At 71.5% G+C, this 15,022-nt stretch carries 10 protein-coding genes; 3 read left to right on the forward strand and 7 right to left on the reverse strand.

All coding sequences use genetic code 11. From position 1 onward, the window contains the following. Positions 1–16: 16 nt before the first annotated feature. The 5 genes from ABD268_RS21230 to ABD268_RS21250 all read right to left on the reverse strand — a co-directional run bounded on the left by ABD268_RS21230 (position 17) and on the right by ABD268_RS21250 (position 10,908). On the reverse strand, positions 17–1,414 hold the full coding sequence (locus ABD268_RS21230) for an amidase (RefSeq protein ID WP_344157387.1): 1,398 nt from the start codon (positions 1,412–1,414) through the stop codon (positions 17–19). 30 nt (positions 1,415–1,444) lie between these two features. Beyond that, complete coding sequence (locus ABD268_RS21235; protein WP_344157390.1) at positions 1,445–3,292, reverse strand: ABC transporter ATP-binding protein; 1,848 nt, start codon at positions 3,290–3,292, stop codon at positions 1,445–1,447. Further along, complete coding sequence (locus ABD268_RS21240) at positions 3,289–5,058, reverse strand: ABC transporter ATP-binding protein (protein WP_344157393.1); 1,770 nt, start codon at positions 5,056–5,058, stop codon at positions 3,289–3,291. Before ABD268_RS21240 ends, ABD268_RS21235 begins: the two co-directional genes overlap by 4 nt. An 84-nt stretch (positions 5,059–5,142) precedes the next feature. Next, the gene (locus ABD268_RS21245) at positions 5,143–10,029 is read right to left on the reverse strand and encodes an NAD-glutamate dehydrogenase (protein WP_344157396.1); all 4,887 of its coding nucleotides are present in this window, start codon (positions 10,027–10,029) and stop codon (positions 5,143–5,145) included. Between the two features lie 75 nt (positions 10,030–10,104). Next, positions 10,105–10,908, reverse strand: coding sequence for a tryptophan 2,3-dioxygenase family protein (locus tag ABD268_RS21250; RefSeq protein WP_344157399.1), 804 nt, complete (start codon positions 10,906–10,908; stop codon positions 10,105–10,107). A gap of 43 nt (positions 10,909–10,951) precedes the next feature. Between ABD268_RS21250 and ABD268_RS21255 the strand changes: the two genes are divergently transcribed. Together ABD268_RS21255 and ABD268_RS21260 are read left to right on the forward strand one after the other, a co-directional pair. Beyond that, positions 10,952–11,434: a DUF2505 domain-containing protein gene (locus ABD268_RS21255; RefSeq protein WP_344157402.1), complete on the forward strand. Its 483-nt coding sequence runs from the start codon at positions 10,952–10,954 to the stop codon at positions 11,432–11,434. Between the two features lies 1 nt (position 11,435). Then, positions 11,436–11,918: a DUF2505 domain-containing protein gene (locus ABD268_RS21260; RefSeq protein ID WP_344157405.1), complete on the forward strand. Its 483-nt coding sequence runs from the start codon at positions 11,436–11,438 to the stop codon at positions 11,916–11,918. On the opposite strand, the gene ABD268_RS21265 is transcribed toward ABD268_RS21260, so the two are convergent. Beyond that, positions 11,903–12,073, reverse strand: a complete 171-nt coding sequence (locus tag ABD268_RS21265) for a hypothetical protein (protein WP_344157408.1) — start codon at positions 12,071–12,073, stop codon at positions 11,903–11,905. The genes ABD268_RS21260 and ABD268_RS21265 overlap by 16 nt on opposite strands. A 151-nt stretch (positions 12,074–12,224) precedes the next feature. Between ABD268_RS21265 and ABD268_RS21270 the strand changes: the two genes are divergently transcribed. Beyond that, a complete protein-coding gene (locus tag ABD268_RS21270; RefSeq protein ID WP_344157411.1) occupies positions 12,225–13,298 on the forward strand; it encodes an alkene reductase in 1,074 nt (357 codons plus the stop codon). A 71-nt stretch (positions 13,299–13,369) separates the two neighbouring features. Here the strand turns inward: ABD268_RS21270 and pruA are convergent, their stop codons facing one another. Continuing rightward, positions 13,370–14,998 carry an L-glutamate gamma-semialdehyde dehydrogenase gene (gene pruA / locus ABD268_RS21275; RefSeq protein ID WP_344157414.1) on the reverse strand — a complete coding sequence of 543 codons (1,629 nt, stop codon included), beginning with the start codon at positions 14,996–14,998 and terminating at the stop codon, positions 13,370–13,372. Positions 14,999–15,022 lie beyond the last annotated feature (24 nt).

The raw sequence follows: 15,022 nt of genomic DNA on the forward strand, positions 1-15,022 counted from the left end.
CCGCGGCGCGACCGGCCTACCGGTCCCCCACCCACGTCGGCCACGGTCGGGCCTGCTCGACCTGCGCCGACAGCGAGAACAGGGTCGCCTCGTCGTCGGTGCGCCCGACGAGCTGGATCGCGACGGGCAGCCCGTCGGGACCGGTGCCGCAGGGCACCGCCGCGGCCGGGTTGCCGGCGACGTTCCAGAGCGCGGCGTAGGCGATCGCGGGCATCGCGCGCAACGAGGCCCGCACCGTGCCGACGCCGTCGAGCCGACCCACCCGCGGCGGCCGGTGCGCGATCGCCGGCGTGAGCAGGACGTCCACCTCGCCGAAGACCCGGTTCGCCTTCGCCGAGACCTTCTCGGTCTCCCGGAGCGCCCAGTCCCGGACGCGGGGCGTCACCCACGACCCGAGCCGGTAGGTCTCGCGCGTGCGTCGCTCGAGGCGGTCGAAGTGCTCGACCTCGTCGGCCTCGGTGCGGATCCCGGCGAAGAACTGCGGGACGAACGCGGCGGTCGGGTCCGGGTAGTGCGGATCGACCTCACGGACCTCGTGCCCGAGGTCGCCGAGCAGCCGGGCGGTGTCCTCGACGGCCCGGACGTGGATCGGGTCGGGGCGCACGCCACGGGTGACCGGCTGGGTGGTCCAGCCGATCCGCAGTCGTCCGGGCTCCCGGGTGGCCGCCTCGACGAACGACTCGGTGCCACCGGCGTGGTACAGGTCGCCCTCGGTGTTGCCGCGGATCACGTCGTACACGAGCGCGCTGTCGCGGACCGTCCGCGTGAGCGGCCCGGCGGTGCCGAGCGCCCACCACAGGTGCGGGTGGGGCGCGGTCGTCACCCGGCCGCGCTGGGGCTTGAGGCCGAACAGGCCGCAGCAGGCGCTGGGGATCCGGATCGACCCGCCGCCGTCGCCGCCGATCGCCGCCGGCACCATCCCGGTGGCGACGGCGACCGCCGTGCCGCCGCTGGAGCCGCCGGGGGTCCGGCTGCGGTCCCACGGGTTGCGGGTGATCCCCCGGGAGGTCGACTCGGTGTAGGGGAACGCCCCGAACTCCGGCATCGTCGTCTTGCCGATGATCACCGCGCCGGCGTCGCGCAGCCGCCGCACGATCTCGGCGTCCGCGGCGGCCGGCGTCTCGTTGGCCTCGCCCCCGAAGGTGGTCACCGTCCCCGCGACGTCGACCTCCTCCTTGATCGCGATCGGTACGCCGTGCAGCGGGCCCGGCGCGCCACCGGCGGCGAGGTGCTCGTCACGGGCGGCGGCCTCGGCCCGGGCCTCGTCGGCCAGCACCCGGGAGAACGCGTTCAGGCCCGGGTCCAGCGCGGCGATCCGGGCGAGCGACTCCTCGACGGCGGTGACGGCGGTCAGCTCACCAGCGGTCGTGCGGCGGACGGTCTCGGCCGTGTCGGCCAGGCTCAGCTCGGTCACGATCGGAGCATAGGGCGTGTCTCCCAGCCCTCAGGCCAGCGAGTCGAGCCAGGCCTGGTGCAGGTCCGAGAAGCGACCCTCACCACCGGCGATCAGCTTGGCGGGCGTGCCGTCCTCGACGATCCGGCCGTGCTCCATCACCAGCACCCGGTCGGCGATCTCCACCGTCGAGAGCCGGTGGGCGATGATCACGGCGGTGCGACCGGCCAGGACCGTGCGCAGCGCGTGCTGGACCAGGCGCTCGGACGGCACGTCCAGCGAGGAGGTCGCCTCGTCGAGGATCAGCACCGCGGGGTCGGCCAGGAAGGCACGCGCGAACGCGACCAGCTGGCGCTGTCCCGCGCTGAGCCGGCCGCCCCGGTTGGCCACGTCGGTGTCGTAGCCCTGCGGCAGCGCACTGATGAAGTCGTGCGCGCCCAGCGCCCGTGCCGCCGCCTCGACCTCGGCCGTCGTGGCCTCGGGGCGCCCGAACCTGATGTTGTCGGCGACCGTGCCGGAGAACAGGTAGTTCTCCTGGGTCACCATCACCACCGCGTCGCGCAGCGTCGACGACGACAGGTCGCGGACGTCCACGCCGTCGAGCAGCACCCGGCCGGACACCGGGTCGTAGAACCGGGTGGCGAGCTTCGCGAGCGTGGTCTTGCCCGCGCCGGTCGTGCCGACCAGTGCCAGGGTCTGCCCGGCGGGCACGGTCAGGTCGAGGTCGGGCAGCACCGGAACGCCGTCGACGTAGGAGAACCGGACGTGCTCGAACCGGAGCTCGCCGTGCGGGTCCGGCAGCGGCACCGGGTCGCGCGGCTCGGGGACGGTCGGCTCCTCCTCCAGGACACCGGAGAGCTTCTCCAGCGCCGCCGAGGCCGACTGGAAGGTGTTGTAGAACTGCGAGATCTCCATCATCGGCTCGAAGAACTGGCGCAGGTAGAGCAGGAACGCCGCCAGCACGCCGACGGTGACGTCGCCGTTGTAGGCGCGGTAGCCGCCGTACAGCAGCACCACGGCGATGGTGACGTTGCCGATCAGCCGGATGCCGGGCATGAACCACGCGACCAGCCGGAACGCCGTCAGGTTCGCCGCGCGGTACTGGTCGTTGACGTCGTCGAAGATCTCCTGGTTGCGCGGCTCGCGGCGGAACGCCTGGACCGCGCGGATGCCGCCCATGGACTCCACGAAGTGCACGATCACCAGCGCGACCTTCTCGCGGGTGACCCGGTAGCTCTTCGCCGACTCCTTGCGGAACCAGTTGGTCAGCCACGCCAGGAACGGCCCGCAGAGCAGGGCCACCAGGCCCAGTCGCAGGTCGAGGAACAGCAGCAGCGCGGCCGTGCCGACCAGGGTCAGCGCCGCGGTGACCAGCCCGTCGAAGCCGGTCTCGAGCATCTCGTAGATCGCGTCGACGTCGGAGGTCTGCCTCGAGATCACCCGCCCGGACGTGTACCGGTCGTGGAAGGACGGGCTCAGGTCCTGGAAGTGCCGGAACACCCGGCGCCGGATCTCGAAGAGGATGTCCTGGCCGACGTGTCCCGAGCGCACCAGGAACAGGTTGCGGGCCACGGCCTGGGAGATGGTCGCGACGAGCACGAGCCCGACGACGAGGAAGAGCGGCCCGGTGTCGCCGCTCTCCTGGATCGGCGGGATGCCGCTGTCGATGCCCTCCTTGACCAGGTAGGGGATCGAGAGCCGGGCGACGTTCTCGACCAGCACGATCACCACGAGGAGCTGGATCGCACGGCGGTACGGCGCGAGCAGGTCCTTGAGCAGCCGGCGGGACCGGTCCGCCAGCCGGACCGAGGTCTCGTGGGTGAGCTCCTCGGTGATGTCGTCGGCGGCGACGCCGCGCCACTCCTGGGTCGCCGTCGTCGTGGGGGTCGGGGCGCTCACGCGACCACCTCGTCCTGGAAGGAGTCGGCGGAGAGCAGCTCGCGGTACTCCGGCACCGTCTCCAGCAGCTCCCGGTGATCACCCACGTGGGTGATCGTGCCGTCCTGGAGCAGCGCGACCCGGTCGGCGAGCAGCACGGTGGAGGCGCGGTGCGCCACCACCAGACCGGTGGTGTCGGACAGCACCCTCCGCAGCGCCTCCTCCACCAGCCGCTCGGTGTGGACGTCGAGCGCGGAGAGCGTGTCGTCGAGGACGAGGACCTTCGGCTGGGCGAGCACGGCGCGGGCCAGCGCGAGGCGCTGCCGCTGGCCGCCCGAGAGGGCCATCCCCTGCTCGCCGACCCGGGTGTCCAGGCCCCAGGGCAGGTCGTGGACGAAGCCGGCCTGGCTCACGTCCAGCGCGGACCTGATCTCCTGCTCGTGGGCGTCGGCGCGCCCGAGGGTGAGGTTCTCCCGGGCGCTCATGGAGAAGAGCGTCGGCTCCTCGAACGCCGTCGCGACCAGCGACCGCAGGTGCTCCAGGGGGAGGTCGCGCACGTCGACGCCGTCGATGGTGACGCGGCCGCCGGTCACGTCGTACAGACGTGGGACCAGGCCGGTGAGGATGGTCTTGCCGGAGCCGGTCGCGCCGACCAGCGCCACGGTCTCCCCCGGCGCCACGTCGAGATTGACGTCGCGCAGCACCGGCTCGTCGGGCGCGTCGGGGAAGGCGAAGTCCACGTGCTCGAGGACCAGGTGGCCACGCGGGCGGTCGATGCGGCTGGTGCCCGAGACGATGTCCGGCTCGGTGTCGAAGATCTCGAGGATCCGGGCGGCCGCCGTCATCGCCTCCTGGGCCATCGCCAGGATGACGCCGAGCGAGGACACCGGCCACACCAGGGACAGCATCAGCGTGATGAAGGCGACCAGCTCGCCGGGGGTGAGCCTGCCGTGGCCCACGCCGATCGCGCCCAGCAGCAGCACGACGGCGACCGCGAGGTTCGGGATCACCTCCAGGAAGGTCCAGAACTTCGCCGAGAGCCGCACCTTGTCCATGCTGGTGGCGTGCAGGGTCCGCGCGGCGGCGTCGTACTGCGCCGAGACGTGGTCGCTGCGCCCGAAGGACTTGATCACCCGGATGCCGACGGCACCCTCCTCGGCGCGGGTCGCGAGGTCGCCCTGCTCGTCCTGGACCCGGCGGGAGACCACGACGTAGGCCTTCTCGAACCGCATGGACAGCCACACGATCGGCGCGGCCGCGCCCGCGACGACCAGGCCCAGCGGCCAGTACATGTGCAGCAGCACGCCGGTCACCACGGTGACCTGCAGGATGTTGATGACCAGGAAGAGCAGCCCGAAGCCGCTGAACCGGCGGATCGCGGACAGGTCGGTGGTCGCGCGCGAGAGCAGCTGGCCGGACTGCCACTTGGTGTGGAAGCTCATCGGCAGCTGCTGGAGCCGCTCGTAGAGGTCGTGGCGCATCGCGGTCTCGAGCCCGAGCACGGCGTTGGACTGCACCCAGCGCCGGATCCAGATCAGCACCGCCTCGAGCACGCCGAGGCCGAGCGCCAGCAGGCCCAGCGGCAGCACCGGGCCCAGCTCCCGGTCGGTGATCGGCCCGTCGATCAGCGCCTTGGTGACCAGCGGGATCGCGATCGTCAGGCCCACGCCCGCGATCGAGGCGAGGGCCATGACGGTCAGGGCGAACGCGTGCGGACGCAGGTAGCCGCGCAGTCGCCACAGGGAGTGGACGCCTGCCGGCGGGTCCGAGAGAGGGATGGTTGACATCGTCATCAACCCTATGTGGGGTCACCGACACTCGCGACCGGTTATCGGCTTTCGGGTGCGCTGGTTGTTACATCCCCCGGGGCCTCAGCCCGTCGCCAGCAGCCCGCGCACGACCCGCAAGCCGACCGAGAGCCGGGCCAGGTCGGCCTGGTCGTCGGCGCAGATCTCCTCGAGCGTGGCGGCCGCGCGCGGCACGACCACGCTGTCCTGGTCCTCCCAGACCGCGATCCGGGCGGGCGCCGGGTCGTCGGCCGAGGTGACCGAGAGCACCTGGGCGGTGAGCTGGGCGTGCACCGCGTGCAGGTCGTCGCGCAGCGCCGCCCGGGCCATCGTCTGCCAGCGGTCCTCCCGGGGCAGCCCGAGGATCCGCTGCACCAGCGCCGGCAGCCCGAGCCGCTCGCCGAGGGCGAAGTGGATCCGGGCCACCTCGGCCGGGTCGAGGTCCTCGCGCGCGGCGATCTCCACGAGGCCGAGCAGCATGTACGCCGGGGGCAGGACCGCCACCCGCGTGGCGAGCTCCTCGGGCACTGCCCGGGCGACCAGCGTGTCCCGCCGGTTCTGGAACGCCGTCAGCTCGCGGCCGGTCATCAGGTCGGGCAGCTGGTCGATCACCTGCTGCACGGGTCCGGCGAAGAAGTCGACGGTGCCCTGGCTGTCCAGCGGGGGTCGCCGGTTGGAGACCAGCCAGCGCGAGGCCCGCTCGACCAGCGTGCGCATCTCGAGCCGCATCCGGGTCTGCACGCCGGCGTCCAGCACGTTGTCGTAGGTCTTGAGCTCGTCGCGCAGCGGCAGCGACGCGAAGATCTCGCGCGCCACGAAGTTGGCCCGGGTGAGCTCGGCGGGGGTCGCCCCGGTCTCGCCCTCCAGGCGCGGCCAGAAGGTCATGCCGGCGCCGTTGACGAGGTCGTTGACCACCTGGGTCACGATGATCTCCCGGCGCAGCGGGTGCGCCCCGATCTGCGACTCGAACCGCTCCCGCATCAGCGTCGGGAAGTAGGCCCGCAGGTCGATGTGGAGGTACGGGTCGTCGGGCAGGTCGGAGGCCAGCAGCTGCTCGGCCAGCACGATCTTGGTCCAGGCCAGGAGCACCGACAGCTCCGGCATGGTGAGGCCCTCGCCGCGCTCGAGGCGGCGGCGTACCTGGCGGGTGGTCGGCAGCCCCTCCAGCTCGCGGTTGAGCACGCCCTCCCGCTCCAGCCGGCGCATCCAGTCCTCGTGCACGTGCAGCAGGGAGGGTGAGTGGTCGGCCGCGTTCGCCAGCGCCAGGTTCTGCTCGTAGTTGTCCCGCAGCACCAGCTCGCCGACCTCGTCGGTCATGTCGGCCAGCAACCGGTTGCGCTGCTTCTCGGTGAGGTCGCCGTCCTTGACGACGCGGTCGAGCAGGATCTTGATGTTGACCTCGTGGTCGGAGGTGTCGACCCCGGCGGAGTTGTCGATGAAGTCGGTGTTCATCCGGCCGCCCCGACGCTCGGCCCCGAGCAGGGCGTACTCGATGCGGCCGAGCTGGGTGAACCCGAGGTTGCCGCCCTCGCCGACGCACTTGGCACGCAGCTCGCGCCCGTCGATCCGGATCGCGTCGTTGGCCTTGTCGCCGGCGTCGGCGTGGCTCTCCTCGACGGCCTTGACGTAGGTGCCGATGCCGCCGTTCCACAGCAGGTCCACCGGCGCCTTGAGGATCGCCTTCATCAGCTCCGCGGGCGTCATTGCGGTGACCTCGGGGTCGAGCCCGAGGGCCGCGCGCACCTCCTCGCCGATCGGGATCGACTTCAGCGCGCGCGAGAACACCCCGCCGCCCGCGGAGATCAGGGAGCGGTCGTAGTCCTGCCAGCTCGACCGGGGCAGGTCGAAGAGCCGGCGCCGCTCGGCGTACGACGTCGCCGCGTCCGGCGCCGGGTCCAGGAAGATGTCGCGGTGGTCGAACGCCGCGACCAGCCGGATGTGCTCGGAGCAGAGCATGCCGTTGCCGAACACGTCGCCGGACATGTCGCCGATCCCGACCGCGGTGAAGTCCTCGGCCTGGCAGTCGATGCTGCGCTCGCGGAAGTGCCGCTGCACCGACACCCACGCGCCGCGGGCGGTGATCCCCATCGCCTTGTGGTCGTAGCCCACCGAGCCACCGCTGGCGAACGCGTCGCCGAGCCAGAAGCCGTAGTCGTGCGCCACGCCGTTGGCGATGTCGGAGAACGTCGCGGTCCCCTTGTCGGCGGCCACCACCAGGTAGGCGTCGTCGCCGTCGTGGCGCACCACCGCGCGCGGCGGCACGGTCTCGCCGTCGACGAGGTTGTCGGTGATGTCGAGCAACCCGCTGATGAAGGTCTTGTAGCAGGCGATCCCCTCGGTCATCCACGCGTCGCGGTCGCTCGGGTCGGGCAGCTGCTTGCAGAAGAACCCGCCCTTGGCGCCCACCGGGACGATGACGGTGTTCTTGACCATCTGGGCCTTGACCAGGCCGAGCACCTCGGTCCGGAAGTCGTCGCGGCGGTCCGACCAGCGCAGGCCACCGCGCGCGACCGCGCCGAAGCGCAGGTGCACGCCTTCGACCCGCGGAGAGTAGACGAAGATCTCGAAGCGCGGCCGGGGCTCCGGCAGGTCCGGGATCGCCGACGGCTCGAGCTTGAACGAGATGTACGAGCGGACCCCGCCCCCGTCGTGCGCGTCGAGGGGCTGGAAGTAGTTGGTGCGCAGGGTGGCGCGGATGTGGGTCAGGTAGGAGCGCAGGATCCGGTCGTGGTCGAGGCTGGCCACGTCGTTGAGGGCGCGGGTGATCCGCTCCTCGATCGCCTCGATCCGCGCGGTGCGGGCCTCGGCGTCGGCGCCCAGGCCGTTGTGGCCGGGCTCGAACCTGGCCTCGAAGAGCTGGACCAGCATCCGGGTGAGGTCGACGTTGTTGCGCAGCGCGCCCTCGATGTAGTCGAGGGCGAACGGGGAGTTCCCCTGCCGCATGTACTTGGCGTAGGCGCGCAGCACGGTCGCCTGCCGCCAGGTGACCCCGGCACGGAGGACCAGCGCGTTGAAGCCGTCGATCTCGTTGAAGCCGTCCCACACCGCGCGCAGCGCGTCCTGGAACAGGTCGCGGGCGTGGGCCGGGAGCGAGCGCCCGTAGCGCAGCCCGAATTCGTAGATGTACGTCGGGCGTCCCAGCCCCTCGAGCTCGTAGGGACGCTCGTCGACGACCTCGACCCCCATCGAGCTGAGCATCGGCAGGATCTCCGAGAGCGACAGCGGCGGGCCCACCCGGAACACCTTGAGCCGGGCCTCGCCGCGTGCGGCGTCCATCTGCTCGTAGAGGGACAGGTCGAGCCCCTCCTCGCCCTCGAGCGCCTCGAGCCGGCCGAGGTCGACCGAGCCGGTGCGCGCCGCGAAGTCCTCCTTGTAGGCCTCCGGGAACGAGTCGACGTAGCGGCGGCCGAGCCGGGCGCCGACCTCCTCGCCGTACTCCGCGATCACCGCGGTCGTGAAGTCGTCGCGCCAGGAGCGCGAGGCGTCGGTGAGCCGGCGCTCGAGGTCGTCGGTGTCGACCTCCTCGATGGTGCCGCCCTTGGCCGGATGCACCACGAAGTGCACGCGCGCGGTCGTCGACTCGTTGACGCTGACGTTGAACTCGACCGAGTCGCCGCCGAGGTGGTCCTTGAGGATCTGCGAGAACTTCTCGCGGACGCTGGTGTTGTAGCGGTCGCGCGGCAGGTAGACGAGGACCGAGACGTAGCGGCCGTAGGTGTCCCGACGGATGAACATCCGCACCTGCCGGCGCTCGCGGGCGTGCATCGCGGCCTCGGCCATCGGCGCCAGCTCGTCGACCGTGGTGTGGAAGAGCTCGTCGCGCGGGTAGGTCTCCAGCGTGTCCATCAGCGCCTTGCCGGCGTGGCTGCGCTGGTCGAACCCGATCCGCTTCAGCACCGCGGCGGCCTTCTCGCGCAGCAGCGGGATGCGGGTGAGCGACTCGGTGTAGGCGGCGCTCGAGTAGAGCCCGAGGAACCGGCGCTCGCCGACGACGTCGCCGTTGGCGTCGAACTTCTTCACGCCGACGTAGTCGAGGTACGCCGGGCGGTGCACGGTGGCGCGGGAGTTCGCCTTGGCCAGCACCAGCAGGGTCTTCTCACGGGCCTTGGCCTTGACCATCGCCGGCAGCTTGCCGAAGGAGGCCGACATGTCCTGGTCGGCCCGCAGGATGCCGAACCCGGTGCCGGGGACCGCGCGCAGGAGCTCGTCCTCGCCGGCGCGCTCCAGCTTGTACTCGCGGTAGCCGAGGAAGGTGAAGTGGTCGGAGGCCAGCCACTGGAGCAGCTCACGACCCTGCCGGATCTCCTCGGCGTCCAGCGGCGGCGGGCTGGTGGCGAGCTCGTCGACGATCTCCAGCACCTGGGCGTGCATCTTGTCCCAGTCCTCGACGGACTCGCGGACGTCGCGCAGCACCCGCTGCAGGTTCTCCTCGATCTCGGCGGTGTCGTCGCCCTCGCGGATCCGGTCGATCTCGACGTGCATCCAGGACTCGCGGATGGCCTCACCGGGCGGCTCGAGCGACCCGTCCGCCACCGGCGCCACGCTCTGCAGCGCGCCGGTGATGTCGCGGACCACGTCGAAGTGGGGGTGGATGACCACGTGCACGTCGCGGAGCTGGCGCGAGAGCTCCATGGTCAGCGAGTCCACGAGGAACGGCATGTCGTCGATGACGACCTCGACGACCGAGTGGCCACCGGCGGACCAGCCGTGCTCGGCGAGGGTCGGCGTGAACACCCGCACCTGCGCCGTGCCCTGGGGCCGGTTCCCGGCGAGCTTCCAGTGCGAGGCCAGCGCGCCGTAGATGTCGACGTCGCCGCGCTCGCAGACGTCCTCGGGGGCCACGTGCCGGTAGTAGGCCTTCAGCAGGGCCCCGACCTCGTCGTGCGGCGGGCCGCCTGCACCCTTCCGGTGGATGGCCAGGTCGATGGCCTTCCCCAAGAGGGCGGACTTGTCCTGGTCCAGCGTCGTCATTGACACACTCCGACCCTAGGACTCCCGGTGTGACCTCGCCAACACGGGGGTGGAGCGTGTCGGCCAGTTCGCGCCCTACAGCTCCGAGCGCAGGTCCCACAGCAGCGGGTAGTAGCGCAGCGGGATGCGCGAGCGCAGGTAGCCGGCGCCGCTGGACCCGCCGGTCCCGGACTTGCTGCCGATCATCCGCTCGACCATCACGACGTGCCGCGCCCGCCAGCTCGCGGCCAGCTCGTCGTGCTGCAGCAACGCCTCCGCCAGCGCCCACACCACGGCGTACTGCGAGCGGTCGTGGGCGGCGGTGCGCAGCGAGGCCGAGATCTCCTCCTCGGTGCCGGCCGCGAGCCCGAAGGAGCGCAGCACGTCGAGGAAGGCGTCCCACAGCGAGGGCTCCGCCAGCCGCGCGGCGAGGCGCTCCTGCTCGGCCTCGGTCAGGCCGCGGAAGCGCTTGACGTACGACGGGTCCTTGGCGCCGGAGAGGAACTCCAGCTCGCGGAACTGCACCGACTGGAAGCCGCTCGCGGGCGCCAGCCGCTGCCGGAACTCCAGGAAGTCCTGCGGGGTCATCGTCTCCAGCACGTCCACCTGCTGGACCAGCACCCGCTCGATCACGTGGACCCGGGCGAGCAGGTGCTGCGCCCACCACAGCCGGCCGCCGTCGACGCCGCCGCTCATGGCGTCGCGGGCGGCCTCGACCTCGTGCAGCAGCTGCTTGAACCACAGCTCGTAGACCTGGTGGATGGTGATGAAGAGCAGCTCGTCGTGGGCGGGCGGGTCGGACTCGAGGTGCTGGGCGTCGAGGAGCTGGGGCAGTCGCAGGTAGCTGCCGTAGGTCAGCTGCGCACCCTGCTCGCCGAACGAGACGAACGATTCACTCATGGGCGTGCACGTTAGTCCCCCGGGGTGGGCCATGATGTGCGGCATGTTGTTCCGACACGAGCTGGCCTACGACGCCGCTCCCGACCAGGTCTTCGCGATGCTGGCGGACCCGAAGTTCCGGGAGGCGGCCTGCGCCGCCCAGGACGTGATCTCGGCCGAGGTCGAGCTCGAGCACCGTGGCAACGGCTTCTCGCTCGTCATCGACCAGATGCAGCGGACCGACGACCTCCCGTCGTTCGCCCGCACCTTCGCCGGTGACTCCACGCGCGCGGTCCAGCGCGAGGAGTGGGCGGACTCGACCGGCGGCACGCTGCGGATCGAGGCCCCCGGCAAGCCCTCCGAGGTGGCGGGCACCATCACCCTGCGTCCGGAGGGCTCGGGGACGGTTGAGATCGTGGAGCTGGAGCTGAAGGTCAAGGTGCCGCTGATCGGCGGCAGGCTGGAGAAGCTCCTCGCCGAGAAGATCCGGGCCGGCATGGACGCCGAGCACGGCGTCGGCGTGCCGTGGTTGAAGGGAGAGCACTGAGATGGCGAAGCGCCTGACGCACGACCTGGTGTACGACGCCCCGGCCGACGCGGTCGCGGCGATGCTGGCGGACCCGGCGTTCCGCGAGGAGGTGTGCGACTACCAGCGCGTGCTGCGGCGCACGGTCACCGTGGAGCGCAGCGGCGACGGCATGGAGGTCGTCATCGACCAGGTGCAGTCGGCCCAGGGCATCCCGTCGTTCGCGCAGAAGTTCGTGGGCGAGGAGATCAACATCGTCCAGCGCGAGACCTGGGCCTCGATGGACGCCAGCCGCATCCACGTCACCATCCCCGGCAAGCCCGGCGAGATGAGCGGCACCGGCCGCCTCGACGACTCCGGCGGTCCCACGATCCACGCGGTGAGCCTCGACATCAAGGTGGGCATCCCGCTGGTCGGCGGCAAGATCGAGGGCCTGATCTCCGACCTGCTGCTCAGGGCGCTCAAGGCCGAGAACAAGGTCGGGCGCGACTACCTGTCGCGCTGACCCTCGGCCGCCGCCTCCTCGCGGCGGTCCTGCCGGCGGCGTACGGCGATCACGAGGCCGAGGGCGACGAAGGGCCCGAAGGCCAGCAGGAGCACCAGCACCTGCTCGAACGGGTGCAGCGCGCCCATGTGCAGGGGCAGGACCGGAGGAGTCATCACCACGATTGTGCCGCGCCCGGGGTGACCGCTCCGGCCCGCCCCCGGGACGGGGTGAGACTCCTCACCGCTCGACCCGGAATCGGCGGCGGCCCGCTCCCTGTTGATCAAGTGTTCAACGAAACCTGACGACCGAGGAGCCTGCAGCCACATGCCTGACCTTTTCGACAGCCTGACCGTGAAGAGCTGGACCCTGCCGAACCGCCTCGTCATGGCGCCGCTGACCCGCAACCGCGCGGACGGCGACGGCGTGCCCGGCGACCTCGCCGTGGAGTACTACGCGCAGCGCGCCTCGGCCGGCCTGATCATCACCGAGGGCACCCAGCCCAGCGCCGTCGGGCAGGGGTACCTCAACACCCCGGGGCTGCACAGCGCTGAGCAGGTCGCGGGCTGGCGCCGCGTCGCCGACGCGGTCCACGAGCGCGGCGGCCGGATCGTCGCCCAGCTGATGCACGCCGGCCGGGTGTCGCACCCCGACAACAAGCACGGGCTCGAGACGGTCGCGCCCAGCGCGCTCGCTGCGCCCAACGAGATGTTCACCGCCGACGGCATGAAGCCGCACCCGGTCCCCCGGGCGCTGGAGCTCGACGAGATCCCCGGCGTCGTCGAGGAGTACGTGCAGGCCGCCCGCAACGCCGTCGAGGCCGGGCTGGACGGCGTCGAGGTGCACGCCGCGAACGGCTACCTGATCCACCAGTTCCTCGCGCCCGGCTCCAACGAGCGCGCCGACGGGTACGGCGGGTCCCCGGCGAACCGCGCCCGCCTCGCCATCGAGGTCACCCGCGCCGTCGCCGAGGCGATCGGCCCGGAGCGGGTCGGGATCCGGATCTCCCCGGCCCACAACATCCAGGGCGCGACCGAGACCGACCCGGCCGACGTCGAGGCGACGTACGGCACCCTGGTCGAGGCCATCGCCCCGCTCGGCCTGGCCTACCTCTCGGTCCTCGCCGACCCGCGCCAGGACCTCGTGCAGCGGCTGCGCAAGGACTTCGGTGGCGTCGTGATCGCCAACGATGGCTTCGGCGAGATCACCACCCGCGACAAGGCCCAGGCGGTCCTCGACGAGGACCTCGCCGACGCGGTGGCGGTCGGCCGGCTGTTCCTGGCCAACCCGGACCTCCCCCGCCGCTGGGAGACCGGTGCCGGGCTGAACGAGCCCGACGGCGCCACGTTCTACGGCGGCGGCGCGGCCGGGTACACCGACTACCCCTCGCTGGACGACTGAGCTCGGACGACTGACCGGTCGACGACGAAGGCCCCGCCGGAACGGCGGGGCCTTCGTCGTTGCGCGAGCGCTCAGCCCATGTAGGGGTAGCGGTAGTCCGTCGGCGGGACGAACGTCTCCTTGATCGAGCGCGGCGAGGTCCAGCGCAGCAGGTTGACCGCGGCGCCGGCCTTGTCGTTGGTGCCGCTGGCCCGGCCACCGCCGAAGGGCTGCTGCCCGACGACCGCGCCGGTCGGCTTGTCGTTGACGTAGAAGTTGCCGGCGGCGAAGCGCAGCGTCTTGCGCGCCCAGGCGATCGCGGACCGGTCCTGGGCGATGATCGCGCCGGTCAGGGCGTAGGGCGCGAAGGACTCCATCTGCGCGACGACCTTCTCGAAGTCGGCGTCGTCGTAGACGTGCACCGCGAGGATCGGGCCGAAGTACTCGGTCGCGAACATCTCGTCGGTCGGGTCGCCGGTCTCCACGACCGTGGGCCGCACGAAGTAGCCCTCGGAGTCGTCGAGCGTGCCACCGGCGATGACGTCGAGGCTCGAGGACTCGTGCGCCCGGGTGATCGCCGCCTTGTGCTTGGCGAAGGCGCGCTCGTCGATGACGGCACCCATGAAGTTCTTGAAGTCCCGCACGTCGCCCACCGCGATCGACTCGACCTCGGCGACCAGCCGGTCGCGGATCCTGTCCCACACCGAGCGGGCGACGTAGGCCCGCGACGCGGCGGAGCACTTCTGGCCCTGGAACTCGAAGGCGCCCCGGATCATCGCGGTGACCAGCACCTCGGGGTCGGCCGACGGGTGGGCGACGATGAAGTCCTTGCCGCCGGTCTCGCCGACGATGCGCGGGTAGGAGCGGTACGACGTGATGTTCTCGCCGACCGTGCGCCACAGGTGCTGGAACGTCGGGGTGGAGCCGGTGAAGTGGATGCCGGCCAGGTCCGGGTGCGCCAGCGCGACCTCGGAGACGTCGAGCCCGTCGCCGGGCAGCATGTTGATGACGCCGGGCGGCATGCCGGCCTCCTCGAGCAGCTGCATCGTCATTGACGCGGCCAGCTGCTGGGTGGGCGACGGCTTCCAGAGCACCGTGTTGCCCATCAGCGCGGGGGCGGTGGGGAGGTTGCCGGCGATGGCCGTGAAGTTGAACGGCGTGATCGCGTAGACGAAGCCCTCGAGCGGCCGGTGGTCGGTGCGGTTCCAGATGCCCGGGCTGTTCGCGATCGGTTGGTCGGTCAGGATCTGCTTGGCGTAGTGCACGTTGAAGCGCCAGAAGTCGATCAGCTCGCAGGCGCTGTCGATCTCGGCCTGGAAGGCCGTCTTCGACTGGCCGAGCATGGTCGCCGCGTTGATCCGCTGGCGCCACGGGCCGGCGAGCAGGTCGGCGGCCTTGAGGATGATCGCGCAGCGCTCGTCGAACGGCATCGCGCGCCACTCCGGCGCCGCGTCCGTCGCGGCCTGCACGGCGTCCTTGGCGTCGGTCGTCGTGGCGTTCTTCAGCACGCCCAGGACGTGCTGGTGGTCGTGCGGCTGCACGACCTTGGTCTCCGCGCCGCCGCCGGGCCGCCAGGACCCGCCGATGTAGGCCGGCAGGTCGTGCTCGGTGTGCCCGAGCTTCTCGATCTCCGCGACCAGGGCCTCCCGTTCGGGGCTGCCCGGCGCGTACGTCAGGTTCGGCTCGTTCGTGGGAGCCGGAGGAAAGGTGATGGCGTCCATAGGGCGAGCGTAGCGAGCGCCTCC

Origin of the sequence: Nocardioides koreensis (assembly GCF_039531775.1) — a bacterium.
GTDB classification, from domain to species: Bacteria; Actinomycetota; Actinomycetes; order Propionibacteriales; family Nocardioidaceae; genus Nocardioides; species Nocardioides koreensis.

Bases quoted from the DNA above. Each gene is read 5' to 3' on its own strand.
- ABD268_RS21240 (WP_344157393.1), bottom strand. From the start codon at position 5,058: ATGTCAACCATCCCTCTCTCGGACCCGCCGGCAGGCGTCCACTCCCTG.
- ABD268_RS21245 (WP_344157396.1), bottom strand. From the start codon at position 10,029: ATGACGACGCTGGACCAGGACAAGTCCGCCCTCTTGGGGAAGGCCATC.
- ABD268_RS21250 (WP_344157399.1), bottom strand. From the start codon at position 10,908: ATGAGTGAATCGTTCGTCTCGTTCGGCGAGCAGGGTGCGCAGCTGACC.
- ABD268_RS21255 (WP_344157402.1), top strand. From the start codon at position 10,952: ATGTTGTTCCGACACGAGCTGGCCTACGACGCCGCTCCCGACCAGGTC.
- ABD268_RS21260 (WP_344157405.1), top strand. From the start codon at position 11,436: ATGGCGAAGCGCCTGACGCACGACCTGGTGTACGACGCCCCGGCCGAC.
- ABD268_RS21265 (WP_344157408.1), bottom strand. From the start codon at position 12,073: ATGACTCCTCCGGTCCTGCCCCTGCACATGGGCGCGCTGCACCCGTTC.
- ABD268_RS21270 (WP_344157411.1), top strand. From the start codon at position 12,225: ATGCCTGACCTTTTCGACAGCCTGACCGTGAAGAGCTGGACCCTGCCG.
- pruA (WP_344157414.1), bottom strand. From the start codon at position 14,998: ATGGACGCCATCACCTTTCCTCCGGCTCCCACGAACGAGCCGAACCTG.